The following is a 12,848-nucleotide window of genomic DNA, read 5'->3' as shown; positions in this document are numbered from 1 at the left end:
GCCTGGAAGACGCTGAAGTTCTCAAACTGAAGATCCCCATGAATCTATTGTAAAAGTGAATGCAGTGACGCGGCACTCTTCCCCTCGGGTGAACAGTAGCGTGAAACTGTTTATCCGAAGGGGATTTTTTTAATTCAATAATAATTGATATTAGCGGAAAATAAATAATTGATATACTATTATAATAGAAAAATGTCAAGGGATTGAGACAGGAGGAGAGCAGTGGAATGAGCCAACCTTCACCCACCATCCACGGATTGCTGGAGCGAAACGCCAGAAAAGATCCGGACAAGGAGGCATTTATCAGTGCCACCAACCGCCTCACTTATGCGCAGATGAACCGGATGGCCAACCGGGTTGCCCGCTTGCTTCAGGCCACAGGCGTTGGGGGTGGCGACCGGATGGCGATTCTCGAACGCAATAATGAGCATTTTTTCTACGCGTATTTTGCCCTGCTCAAAGCAGGATGCATCGCGATGCCGGTCAATGTTCGCCTAACGCCTGCCGAACTTGCCGTGATTTTGCGAAATTCCCGGGCGAAGGGGGTTGTTTTTTCCGAGGAGTTTGCCAAAACGGCTGAAGCGGTGCACGAACATTATCCGCTGTCACACCGGATTTGCATTGAGAAGGCAGCGGTTTCCGCCTCGTCCTTTGCAGCGGACGATCTGGATCTCCCGATTTCTTCCCGTGAGGTTTGCGAGATTCTTTTCACTTCGGGGACAACCGGTGTTCCGAAGGGGGTTTTGTTCAATCATGAACGGATTCTTGCCCTGGCTTCGGCGATTTCCATCGAATTTCAACTCACGCGGGATGACCGGCTTTTGACTCTGATGCCTCTGTCCCATTCCGCCCCGCTGAACTGTTTCTTCATGAGCGGGCTGTATTGCGGAGTCTCGCACGTGTTGGGAGATTTTTCGCCGCGATCGTTCCTGAAGTGGATTCACGAAGAAAAAACCACGTTTACTTTTGCGGCTCCGGTCGCTTATTTGCTGGCGGCCAAAGAGCCTGACCTTCAACGGTTTGACCTGTCTGGCATGCGTGTCTTTGCCTATGGCGGAGGCCCGATGCCATTGGCTTCTTACCATCGGGTAAAGGAGGCGTTTCAAAACGGTAATTTCTATCAGGTGTACGGCCTGACGGAGGCGGGGCCCAACGGGTGTCTGTTGCGTCCGCATGAACATCAGACCAAAGCGGGGAGCATCGGCAAGTACCCGGTTGTCAATATGGAAATGCGTGTGGTGCGCGAAGATGGAAGCGATACCATACCGCACGAATACGGGGAAATCATCCTGAGAGGAGATAGCCTGATGCTCGGATACGACAACAACCCGCAGGCCACCGGTGAAGCGATTCGCGATGGTTGGCTTTATACCGGAGATATTGCTTGCCGTGATGAGGATGGCTACGTCTATATCGTTGACCGGAAAAAGGATGTGATCATCTCCGGCGGGGTTAATATTTATCCGCGGGAAGTGGAAGAAGTGCTGGCTCAGCATCCGAGAGTGCTCGAATCGTGCGTGGTCGGGGTTTCGCATGAAGAGTGGGGGGAAACCGTGAAGGCGGTGATCGTTCCCAAAGGCGAGGTAACGGAGGCGGAATTGCGGGAATTTGTAAGCACTCGTCTGGCCGATTACAAACGCCCCCGCATCTATTCGTTTGTAAAGGAACTGCCCCGCAATGCCAGTGGAAAGGTTCTCAAACAACAGGTCCGAAATCTGTAGGAGCAGGAGAAAAGGAGGAGAACACGGGATGATCAATTACGAAAAATGGGAAAGCGGCAATGATGTCAATTGGTATACGGACGATCCGATTCTCACGCGTTATGCGAAACGGTACCTGCCGAAAGGGGTTTACGAGTATGTGGAGCCCTCGTTTCAGCATACCGGGGGACTTGCGGCCGGAGTGATTGACCGGCGGGCAGTACATACGGATCGTGAAGGGGCACCCAGGCTGATCCGGTATAACCGGAAAGGGGAGGAAATAAACGAGGTCTGGTACAATGAAGGCTATTTGAAGACCGTTCAGGAAGGGTATGCCACCGGCGTGGTATCTTACCGTTATGACCGGAATGCCCCGGAAAAAATCCCGTTTTTGGTGAATTCCATTCTGATTTATTTGTTATCCGAAGCGGAGCCGGGATTTACCTGCCCGGTCGGCCTCACCCAGTCGGTCGCTTTTGTTCTGGAAAAATTCGGTTCAGACGAACAGAAAAAGAACATTTTGCCCCGCTTGGCTTCGACCGATCCAAAAACAATGGTTCAAGGCGGTACATTCCTGACGGAAATCCAGGGCGGGTCGGACGTGGGCGCAACGCAGACGGTGGCAGTCAAGAATGGGGACCATTATCTGCTGACGGGGGAAAAGTGGTTTGCCAGCAACTGCGATGCCGAAATTGCCATCACGCTCGCACGGGTGAATGACAAGCCTTCCACCAAGGGATTGGGGCTGTTTCTGTTGCCGAGGACGCTTCCCGACGGCAGCCGGAACCGTGTCTCGATCCGCAGGTTAAAGGACAAGCTGGGCGTGAGGGCAGTGGCCAGCGGTGAACTGATTTTAAACAACGCGGTCGGCTATCTCATCGGTGAAGAAGATCAAGGGTTTAAGTACATGGCAGAAGCACTGAACATGTCACGGCTCGGTACTGCATTTGCGGGGCTGGCCATCGCACGGAGGGCTTTTTTGGAGGCGGCCATTTACACCAGCCATCGTGAGGCATTCGGCAGCAAGATCAACCGCTTCCCCATGGTGCAGGAAACATTGGCCGACATGATCACGGAGATTGAAGCGGGATGGGCGGTTGTGGCGCAGATGGTTCACTGGTTTGACGTTATGCACACCTACAGAACGGGGACGGCGGAGGATTATAAACTGCTGCGCATCCTGCTCTCACTGGCGAAATACCGCTGCAGTGAGCTGGGAGTGTCAGCGGCGAAGCGTGCCCTCGAACTGCATGGAGGGAACGGATATATTGAAGAATACGTAACCCCCCGTTTGCTGCGCGATGCGGTTGTCAATCCGGTCTGGGAAGGAACAGCCAACATTCAGGCGCTCGAAGTGCTGAAAACCCTGGAAAAAGGAGGAGATGCTCCGTTCCTCCGCGATCTTCGCCGGACGTTGGAAAAAATCGAACATCCGCAACTGAAGGAACTGAAACAAACCTTTGCCGAAGCAGCCGGCCGCGTTGAGCACCTGATTACGCATGTCCTCTCCGGTGATGAGCAGACCCGGGCGGCGGTGGCGAAGAAACTGGCTGATGCGATGTACGATATATTCAGTGCGGTTCATCTCCTGGAGGAAGCCCAACACGATTTGCAGACGGATGGTGACGGCAGACGAATGCTGGCGGCACAACACTGGTCGCGGTTGAGCCTGCATCCCGACCGTGACCGGGATATTTTGGCGGGACGGGTGCTTTCCGACGAGGCTTTTCGGTCACTGGTGATGTTTGCAAAGTGGGATCGGTAGAATATCTTCGTTGATCAGGAACATAACGGAATAAAACCTGTAAGCCTGATCGAGTGAGAGGGTTTACAGGTTTCTTTATTTATTGAATCCAGGTATTTCCAAAGCGGTTGCCCATGATTTGCATAAAAAAACGGGCCGCAAGGCCCGAAAGAAGGAAGATGGGGAATGTCTTTTATTTCTGTTTGGTATCAATTTTAATTAATACGGCTTCAATAATATAACGTTTCGGTGCGCTTCCGATATAACCGAAAGGATAACAGGTTGTCAGTGTCAGTACCGGTGTCGGTTTGGAATCGAGTACCGAGATGTCCGTGGGCTTGGTGATCCACATTTTTGTCACCCTGTAGGTAAAGGTGCCGGCATCGGTTCTTACCACCAGCAGGTCGTTTTTTTTCACTTCGCCCAACCGGCGGAATACGGTGTCGCGATGTCCGGATAAGACGGAGTTGCCGGTGACGCCGGGAAGGGCGCTCCCGCGGAAGTGCCCCACCCCTTTTGCCAACTCATCTTCGTCTGTTCCTTCGATGATCGGCAAAATGGCACCGATGCGGGGAATCACCAACTGTCCCATCTCTTTGCCCACCTGCGGAACGGGATACGGCGCAATTCCTTTGGTTAACGCCGGATCGAGGGCATTGGTTCGGGGCGTGTATGCCAGAGCAGTTTTTGGATCATAAACGGCTACCTGGCTTTCCTTCCACCAATGGTATCCGCTCCAACCTACCAGCAAAAGACCTGCAACCATCAGTAAAAGCCCGAGTTTGCGTATCAAAGCTACTCAGCCTTTTTCAGACGGAACCGATACATCAGTGCACCGAAGACGAGCAGCAATCCACCTGCCAATGCCAGATTGGGGTATGGAGTTGACGTTTTTGGCAATTCTTTTGTTTCAGAAGGTGCCGCTTTATATAACTGGATTTCTTCTGGTTGCACCATGGTGGATGGATTGTAAGAAGGTTTTTCTACTTTTACAGGTTGCTCGGTGTCCTGTCCGCCATTACCCGGTTGATCTCCAGGCTGTTGATCTCCAGGAGGTTGGTCCCCGGGCGGCTGATCCCCAGGCGGCTGATCCCCAGGAGGTTGGTCCCCAGGAGGTTGGTCCCCAGGCGGCTGATCCCCAGGAGGTTGATCCCCGGGTGGCTGATCCCCAGGAGGTTGGTCCCCGGGCGGTTGATCTCCAGGAGGTTGATCCCCGGGCGGATCGACGACAGGCGGATCAATCACGGGAGGATCGATTACAGGCGGTTCCACAACAGGAGGTTCAACGACCGGAGGTTCATCTCCGGAAGGCTGGTCTCCGGAGGGTTGATCCCCAGGTAATTGAACGACGGATTGAACCGCGTCCGTTACACCTTTGACGCTCTCTTTTACTGTATCCGTTAGCGATTTTGAATTCGCGTTTTCGTTAGCGTCGAGTGGTGCGGCGTATGTAACGGGTAGGGAGACGAATAGAAAGGCTAATGTCAAAATTAACGTCCGCAATGGGATTTCACTCCCCATCTCATTGCAAATTTTGCCCATCTTCCCTATTTTTCTATAATATCATATCTCATTGAAATTGGAATATGTCGTCAAAAATATGTTAAAAGTTGCGGTTATTTTTTTTGAAATTGCGTGAGTGCCTGCTTATACAAAGGATTGTTCGCATCTAAGCGGGTTGCTTGCTGAAATTCGGCGATCGCCTCGTTTCTCTTGCCGGAGGAAGCAAGTACGACCCCGTATTGATAGTGATACAGTGCTTGCCGGTTATCCGTTTTCAGCGCCAGCTGGATGGCCTCAAGTGCCTGCGGAAGCTGGCCGGTGTAATAAAAAGCGACGGATGCATAATAATACTCACTCGCGTGCAGCACATGTTTTTTCAGCAGAGGACTAAAAATTTTGGCTGCTTCTTGCGCCCATTTCTGTTTTTGAGCTGTTCGCTCTTCCGCCAAAAGCGATGGATCTTCATTCACCAGATCGCGTTCTTTCAAGTACAGGATGGCGAGCATCGTCTGGTAACGGACATTTTGCCGATCCATGCTGATTGCGGTTTTGGCTGATTTGACGGCCTCGTCGATTTGCCCCAGGCGATACTGATATATGGAAAGATCATAATAATAATAGGACTGGTTCTTATCCAAAGAAATCGCTTTTTTCATTAACTCCACGGCGTCAGTGTATTTACCCTGCGCACTGAGAATTTTCGCTTCATGATGATAATAGCTGGATCGGGATGGATTCAGATGAACCGCTTTTTCACTGGCTGCCTTGGCCGTCGCGTAATCTTTGGCGTAATAGGCCTGCATGGCCAAACCATCTTGTATGGCCGGATTTTCGGGGAAGCGTTTGACCGCTTGTTTCATGATCTGAACCCCGTTTTTATAGTCTTGGCGGAGCTGGTACAGTTTGGCCAGATGAAGGTAGTATTTTTCTTTGCTCGGATCAGCTGCCAATGCTTTCTTGCCCAGATCCAGCGCACGGTCATATTGTTTGTCCTGATAGGCCGTCTGGGATTGGTCATACCAGTCAGCGGCTTGCTTCGCCTGATAAGGATCAACTGTTGTAGTGGGGGTATCCGATATCCACTCGGCGATTCCCCATCCCGCAACTGACAGCAGTATGTAGATACTCAGTGCGATTCCGATCCAACGAGCGGCTTTGCGTTTCCACCAGGGGAGCGGGACAGGCTGTGTGGTGATCCCGGTTTTCTTCGTTTGGGTGACAATCTTCGGTTTCTCTTCACTCAGATTTACAAGTGACTGTTCCGTCTTTTGCAATGAGGCCAATAGGTCATTCCAACTCACGGCGGATGCAGGCTGCCACGCTTGCCGGAGGAAAGGTTTCCAAGCAGAAGTTACTGCCGGCTCGTCCAGAAAAGAACGGAGGTTTTCAGGGGACACGTCGATTGGCGTGCGTTGCCCTGTCAGCAGGGAATAGGCAAGCAGACCGACACGGGGCCCCTCGTTTGCAGGGGAAAGAGGTGCTTCTGACAGCCAGGACGGCCCGCCGTGCAAAAAACGCACCTGTCCGTCTTTGTGCTGAAAAATGTTTTCAGCATGGAGCAAAGTCCATTCGTGATGTTGTTCGGCCTGCATCAAAGCGTGAATCACCTGCTGCAAAAGATGGACAATTTGCTTTTCCGGCAGACGATGGTCGGGCAGCAACCGGTGTGCAAGCCAGTTTTCCGGCAATTGGCGGTAAACCCAGTATAATGTCTCATTTTCCACAAATACCGCTTCTGCTGGTACAAAACGTGCTTCATCCCGTTGCAACAGCGTTTCCGGCGGCAGATCCGGCGGCAGGGTAACGCCTTGGACAGCCAGAAGAAAGCGGGTTGCTGTCCCGGTGTCATTCTCGCCGGAGTGCATCCGGGTGAAGTACATCGTTCCCTGATGAAGGGGAAATGTTTGCAACACTTCATATGTATCGCGAATCCATTTGCCCTTGCGTGCATTGCTCATCAGTCAATACTCCTTTATTTATCTTGTTTGGTATCTCTCATTTTACCATGCCTTGAGGCGGGAATATATCGGAAATCAGGGATGTTTTCCGGCTTTGAAACAGTTTTATGACTTATTATTCGGGATATTTTCGATAATCACAGACCAAGCATCATGACAGATGAGGAGTGCAGCACAAATTTAAAAAAAAGAGAGGCGCGAATCGCCTCTCACACGAAAGATTAGTTTTTACGGGCCTTCAGATCATCCAGTTTTTCCAAAATCAGCGGGAATAAAGGGGAATCCGGTTTGATTTTGGTATAGAGTTGAACGGTTTCAGCAAGCCCTTTTTCCTTGATGTCTTTCTGGATTTGAACGGCTTCCTCATCCCCCGCGTAATCAAACAGAAATGCGGAAGCAATGCCGATACACAGGTTTTCGGGAATGATTCCATAGTTTAAGGATTGTACGGCCGGACCGACCAAGCGGTCATCAGGGCCGAGTTTTCTTATGGGTGACCGGCCGATTCTTGTCACTTGATCAGCAAGATGGGGATTGGAGAAGCGATCCAGGATCTTGTTTCGATACTGCTCCTGTTGTTCCGGCTGAAAGGAATGTTTGGCAACGAGCAGGCGGCTTGTTTCTGCCATCGCCTGTTCGGTTACTTGCCGGATGTAAGGATCTTGCAATCCCTCCGCAATGGTCTGATAACCAAAATGATAGCTGAGATAAGCTGCGGTGGCGTGACCGGTATTAACCGTGTACAGCTTGCGTTCGATATAAGGCTGCAGATCATCGACATAAGTGATTCCTTTGATATCCGGGATTTCCCCGACAATTGCCGAGCGGTCAACCACCCATTCGTAAAAAGGTTCAACCGTGACAAGAAGTTTGTCTTCGTGCTTTTGCAATGGAACAATCCGGTCCACTGCGGCATTTGGAAAGCCGACCAGTTCATCTGCTTTTTTCCGATCCGCTTCGCTTAAATGATGGTAGACAGCTTCTTTTAAAAGGGAACTTCCGCCGACCATATTTTCACAGGCGATCAGATTGAGCGGTTGAGCATTTTTTTTGAACCGCTCGCTCAGTCCTTCCGCGATGGTTGGAGCAATCCGTTGCAAAACATTGGGGCCGACGGCGGTGGTGATCAGGTTGGCATCGAGCATTTCTGTTACGACGGTATGGAGATCCCGGCTGTTGATGGCCCGGACTCCCTTTACCCGGATCTGTTGGCGGGTGTGATCAGCCATTTCGACGATATATTCCCGCCTGCGATTGATTTCATCCACCAATTCCTGAACCACATCCGCAAAACAAACTTCATATCCGGAGTGGTTCAGCAACAAGCCGATAAAGCCCCGGCCGATATTTCCGGCACCGAAGTGCAATGCCTTCATTTTTAGATTCCCCCTTCCACAAGGGCGAGCAACTCATCGGCAGAATCAGCCTGAACCATTTTCTTTACATTTTCTTCTTCAGAAAAGAGGATGGCGAGGTTGGAGAGAATCTCCAGATGCTCGTCGCCGACAGCGGCAATGCCGATCACCAAATAAGCGGTATTGCCGTTGCCAAAATCGACTCCGTCCGGAATTTGAACGATGGAGATTCCGGTTGAACGAATCCATTTTTTGGAATCATTTGTGCCGTGCGGAATGGCAACGCCGTTGCCGAGATAAGTAGTGACTGCTTCCTCGCGCTCTATCATTTTCTCAATATATTCTGGTGTTACATGATTTCCTTGAACTAACAATTGTCCGGCGCATTCAATTGCTTCTTTCTTCGAATTTACTTTTTGGTTGATAAGAATTTTATCTTTGGATAAAATGCTCATTCTGCTCACTCCCGGGTGTTGATTTTTTTCAGAGAAAATGGGGTTAACTTTTCGACGAAATATTGCCGGATGAGGTCCTGATCATGGGTTTCAAGAAGTTTTACCGTTTCCGGCTCCATTAACAATGCGCTGATCTCACTCAGCACCTCTACTGCTTCACGGGAAATGGAAACAGGGCTTAACATGAAAAGAAGTTTATCAATTTCCACCATCCCTTCATCCATCGCTTTGATCAGGAATGGCCGGCTGAGTGGATAGAGGGAAAAAGAGATCCGAATTACCTGGTCGCTGCGGCAATGGAAAAAGCCCAGTTTGGCATCGGGAATTCCCAAACCGCCCAATTTCTCCCGTTCGAGCAGCTGACGGACGATTGGTTCACTCTGTTTGATGATTCCTTTGCTTTTCAGTGTTTCGGCTGCCTGAAGGAGGATCTCTTCCAAGCTCATCCCATGATTTTCGATTTCCATCACATGAAATTGCTTCAACAAATCAATCACATGCCCAAGTGTCGAGTGGACGGATTCCAGTTGGTCCAATTGATTGTTTTTTGGTGTATGACCGATTTTTTTTGCAATCGATGCAGGTTTGTATCGATGTAAAAAGGCATGGATTTTTTCAATTTCCTCTTTTGTCAGCATCGGGCTTACCCTGATGTATTCCTCAGGGCTTTTGGATGGAATCGGGATTGTCGAGAGAATAAAGTCGTATTCTTTTTCATCGATCTTGTTGATTTCAAACACCGAAACATTTCGCAGCACCTGGATTTCCGGAATGGCGCTTTTCAGGCGGCTCGCCAGCATTTTTGCCGATCCGATCCCGCTCGAGCATACGATCAGGACGCGAAAGCGTTTTTTGGCCCGCATTGTTTTTTCCAATGAGGACCCGATATGCATGACGAGATAACCGATTTCTTCTTCGGGTACATGCAGGCGGGGGAATGCTGCCCTCGCCGCCTGCTGTACGATCTGAAATAAGTCCGGGTAATCTTCTTTGATTTTGCCAAGCAGCGGATTCCGGATTTTCATGTTTCCCTTCATTCTGTGAAGAGCCGGTTCCAAATGGGTGATCAAGCCTTTGAGCAGCGAACGGTCTTCGCTGAGCATGACCCCCAGTTTTTCCTCGCAAAAGTGAATCAGCTTTTTGGCAGTGGCTGTCAATTCCGCGTTGCTTTCTTCCGGCAGGCCGGTCTGTGCAAGCCTCAGCTTGGCTCCTCTTAAGTGCATGGTGACATACCCGATTTCGTCTTTGGGAAAAGGAAGGGCAAAATGTGATTCCAATTGTGCGACGATCTGTTCCGCGATCCGAAACTCCGGTGTACTTTCCAGTTTTTTTAAATAAAGCGGGTCGATATCGATCTTTTCTCCCTTCGCAATCCGTTCAATCACCAAAGAAAGATGGATGACCAGCCCGATAAAGGCACTGTCCGCCAGAGGATGAGGAAGCTGTTCGTTCACATCCTGCAAGGCGTTTTCAATCGCCAACAGTTTTTCTTTAGGGATGAGATTGAGCAATCTCTCTGCCGCAGTATCGATGTTCTTAAGAGCCTTGTTTTGGATATTCTCCTTCAACAAACCGATCAGTTGCGATTCTTTCAGATTCTCGAAGATCAGTGCGCTGATCGCTTTTCTCTTCTGCGCTTCGGTTCCCGCGATCTCCACACCGTATCCGCGGCGACGGATCAGTTGAAGGTGAAACCGCTTGATCCAATCGCTCAATTGGTCAAGATCATGACTGATCGTTGCAGGTGTCACCTTCAGGTCATAGGCGAGCGAGATGATTTTCAGCGGTTCCGTCGCTTCCAACAACGTGCACAGGATAATCGTTTTTCTTTCATCCGGCGTGTATTCCGTAGGATCCGCCTGGAATAACATTTCTTTCAGTTCGTTCAGTTTCTTTTGCGATCCTTGAATGGAAAGCCCCGTTCCGGCTTTTTTTCTGAGAGTCAGTTCGTATTTTTTCAGTAACTTTTCGATCTCTTTCAATTCCCGGTGAATGGTGCGGGAACTGACCTGGATTTCTTCTGCTATTTTACCGATAGTGCTTTCTTCGTCATCTCTCAACAGAATTTCAAGAATATGACGCTGTCTTGATGAAATGTGCATTATTGGTTTACCTCAGACTTTCCGAAAGAGCTGAACACCTGAAGGATCACGAGTGTTTATTTTCATTTTGCTCTTTCAGCCGTTGAGTCAATTCGTCATATCTGGGGCTGTTCAAGAAATTATCGACCGAGATGTGCTCCGCATCGGGTAATTTAGTTTTTGCGCGATCGGTCAGCGTTTTTTGCGTCACTACGATATCCGCATCTTCGGGCAGATCATTGATGGCGGTATTGGTTACTTCGACGTCAATACCGGCATCTTTGAATTTTTTCCGCAAGATGGAAGCGCCCATGGCACTGGAACCCATTCCTGCATCACAAGCGAAGACCACTTTTTTAACGGATGCCGCTTTTGTTTGTGGCGCAATGGCCTGATTCATTACGCTGCTTTTCTTTCCTTTCATCTCCTGTACCTTATCGGCAGCTTTTGCCAAATCATCGTCATCTGCTGCCGAGGTTTTCAGGAATACAGCGGAGATCAGGAAAGATACCACCGTACTGACGACAATCCCGGCCAGTACGGGCAGAAGGCCGCCTTTGGGAGCCATTGCGATCAGCGCAAAGATACTTCCCGGCGATGGAACTGCCACCAGACCTGCATGCAGGATTTGGAAGGTGAATACACCGCTCATTCCCCCCGCGATCACGGCCAGAACCAAACGGGGTTTCATGAGGATATACGGGAAATAGATTTCGTGAATTCCTCCCAGGAAATGAATGATGGCTGCACCGGGGGCTGATTGTTTGGCGGTTCCACGGCCAAACAGCCAGTAGCCCAGCAGAATGCCCAGCCCGGGACCCGGATTTGGTTCCAGAAGGAAAAAGATGGATTTGCCGGCGGCTGATGCTTCCTTGAATCCCAAGGGGCTCAGGACGCCGTGGTTAATTGCATTGTTGAGGAACAGCACTTTGGCCGGTTCAATCACAATGCTGGCCAGCGGGAGCAGTCCGGCATGCACAATCCATTCCACACCGGAAGCCAAAGCCTGGGTTAAGGCAGCGACGATGGGTCCGATGGCGATAAAACCCAAAATGGTCAAAATCGCACCGACAATACCCGCGGAAAAGTTATTGACGAGCATTTCAAAACCCGTGGGAATTTTTTCTTTGAAAAGCCGGTCAACCAGTTTGATCACGAGACCGCCCAGAGGGCCCATGATCATCGCGCCCAAAAACATGGGAATATCTGTAGCAATAATAATTCCCATTGTGGCCAGGGCTCCGATCACTCCGCCACGCACATCGTAAACCATCTTGCCCCCGGTGTATCCGATGAGAAGGGGCAACAAGTATTTGATGATCGGATCAACCAGTTCAGCCAACTTTTCATTGGGGAACCAGCCTGTCGGAATAAATAATGCCGTAATCAATCCCCAAGCGATAAATGCCCCGATATTCGGCATCACCATGCCGCTTAAAAATCTCCCCAATTTCTGGATGCGAACGCGGAGATTCAGATCATTTTCCTGTTTAAGCGACTCATCCATGATCGATATCCTCCCTCTCTGTTAAATTTTTAAAAAGATGATAAGATCCGTTAACTCCATAGTAAAAAGAGATGGTTTTCGATTCAACAAAATGAAAATATAGTTTCGTCACAATAGATGTTGACAAAATTAAAATAGACAATGCTTGAAGTTCAGACAAAAGCACGCGAAGCGTTTTTTTAGCAATGAAAAAAAGTTGCCAGCATCGTGATCGCCGGCAACTTCGCAGAGGGGGAAAAGCGTTTTGACATCAGTCGGATTGGTCGGCGGCAACAAGGCGGATCTGATGTTGTTCGGCATAATCCCAACACGCTTTGCCTGAAGCGGTATCGGTGATAATACAATCGATCTCATCCAGACTGCAATAAGTGATCAATGCGTATTTGCTGAATGTATGATGGTCAATCAATAAATGGATTTCCGGTCTTCTTGTCACGATGGCTTTTTTACTTTCCCTTTCGAGCGGAGGGGAATGGGTTATCCCTTTTGTGATTGAGACTCCGGCCGAGCCATAAACGCTTGGTTTATATTATAGGATGTCAATA

9 protein-coding genes and 1 pseudogene are annotated in these 12,848 nt (G+C 49.8%); 2 read left to right on the top strand and 8 right to left on the bottom strand.

The window, feature by feature from the left end; translation table 11 throughout:
• The first annotated feature begins 227 nt into the window (after nt 1-227).
• A complete protein-coding gene (locus tag I8U17_RS11455; RefSeq protein WP_198059420.1) occupies nt 228-1,721 on the top strand; it encodes a class I adenylate-forming enzyme family protein in 1,494 nt (497 codons plus the stop codon).
• A gap of 28 nt (nt 1,722-1,749) precedes the next feature.
• Nucleotides 1,750-3,465 carry an acyl-CoA dehydrogenase family protein gene (locus I8U17_RS11450; RefSeq protein WP_198056335.1) on the top strand — a complete coding sequence of 572 codons (1,716 nt, stop codon included), beginning with the start codon at nt 1,750-1,752 and terminating at the stop codon, nt 3,463-3,465.
• A 172-nt stretch (nt 3,466-3,637) separates the two neighbouring features.
• Here I8U17_RS11450 and I8U17_RS11445 read toward each other — a convergent pair whose 3' ends face one another.
• The 8 genes and pseudogenes from I8U17_RS11445 to I8U17_RS11410 all read right to left on the bottom strand — a co-directional run.
• Nucleotides 3,638-4,237: a class D sortase gene (locus tag I8U17_RS11445; protein ID WP_232331052.1), complete on the bottom strand. Its 600-nt coding sequence runs from the start codon at nt 4,235-4,237 to the stop codon at nt 3,638-3,640.
• Nucleotides 4,238-4,433: 196 nt separating this feature from the next.
• A complete protein-coding gene (locus I8U17_RS11440; protein ID WP_198059419.1) occupies nt 4,434-4,685 on the bottom strand; it encodes a hypothetical protein in 252 nt (83 codons plus the stop codon).
• Between the two features lie 375 nt (nt 4,686-5,060).
• Nucleotides 5,061-6,905, bottom strand: coding sequence for a tetratricopeptide repeat protein (locus I8U17_RS11435; protein WP_198059418.1), 1,845 nt, complete (start codon nt 6,903-6,905; stop codon nt 5,061-5,063).
• Nucleotides 6,906-7,126: 221 nt separating this feature from the next.
• Nucleotides 7,127-8,281, bottom strand: coding sequence for a mannitol-1-phosphate 5-dehydrogenase (locus tag I8U17_RS11430; protein ID WP_033101512.1), 1,155 nt, complete (start codon nt 8,279-8,281; stop codon nt 7,127-7,129).
• Nucleotides 8,282-8,283: 2 nt separating this feature from the next.
• Nucleotides 8,284-8,715 (bottom strand): PTS mannitol transporter subunit IIA, encoded by a 432-nt coding sequence (locus I8U17_RS11425; RefSeq protein WP_033101513.1) that lies wholly within the window; start codon nt 8,713-8,715, stop codon nt 8,284-8,286.
• Between the two features lie 5 nt (nt 8,716-8,720).
• Nucleotides 8,721-10,817: a BglG family transcription antiterminator gene (locus tag I8U17_RS11420; RefSeq protein WP_033101514.1), complete on the bottom strand. Its 2,097-nt coding sequence runs from the start codon at nt 10,815-10,817 to the stop codon at nt 8,721-8,723.
• Between the two features lie 46 nt (nt 10,818-10,863).
• On the bottom strand, nt 10,864-12,303 hold the full coding sequence (locus I8U17_RS11415; protein WP_198059417.1) for a PTS mannitol transporter subunit IIBC: 1,440 nt from the start codon (nt 12,301-12,303) through the stop codon (nt 10,864-10,866).
• Between the two features lie 250 nt (nt 12,304-12,553).
• Nucleotides 12,554-12,808 (bottom strand): annotated as a pseudogene (locus tag I8U17_RS11410) (DeoR/GlpR family DNA-binding transcription regulator); the annotation flags it as partial.
• Nucleotides 12,809-12,848: the final 40 nt, after the last annotated feature.

Source organism: Thermoactinomyces sp. CICC 10521 (assembly GCF_016055135.1).
Classification (GTDB): domain Bacteria; phylum Bacillota; class Bacilli; order Thermoactinomycetales; family Thermoactinomycetaceae; genus Thermoactinomyces_A; species Thermoactinomyces_A daqus.
The sequence above is the reverse complement of the archived record's forward strand: the minus strand, read 5'-3'. Positions and strand labels throughout refer to the sequence as shown.

What these genes read in the sequence shown, in the direction of transcription:
- I8U17_RS11455 (WP_198059420.1), top strand. Translation starts at nt 228, where the DNA reads ATGAGCCAACCTTCACCCACCATCCACGGATTGCTGGAGCGAAACGCC.
- I8U17_RS11450 (WP_198056335.1), top strand. Translation starts at nt 1,750, where the DNA reads ATGATCAATTACGAAAAATGGGAAAGCGGCAATGATGTCAATTGGTAT.
- I8U17_RS11435 (WP_198059418.1), bottom strand. Translation starts at nt 6,905, where the DNA reads ATGAGCAATGCACGCAAGGGCAAATGGATTCGCGATACATATGAAGTG.
- I8U17_RS11430 (WP_033101512.1), bottom strand. Translation starts at nt 8,281, where the DNA reads ATGAAGGCATTGCACTTCGGTGCCGGAAATATCGGCCGGGGCTTTATC.
- I8U17_RS11425 (WP_033101513.1), bottom strand. Translation starts at nt 8,715, where the DNA reads ATGAGCATTTTATCCAAAGATAAAATTCTTATCAACCAAAAAGTAAAT.
- I8U17_RS11420 (WP_033101514.1), bottom strand. Translation starts at nt 10,817, where the DNA reads ATGCACATTTCATCAAGACAGCGTCATATTCTTGAAATTCTGTTGAGA.
- I8U17_RS11415 (WP_198059417.1), bottom strand. Translation starts at nt 12,303, where the DNA reads ATGGATGAGTCGCTTAAACAGGAAAATGATCTGAATCTCCGCGTTCGC.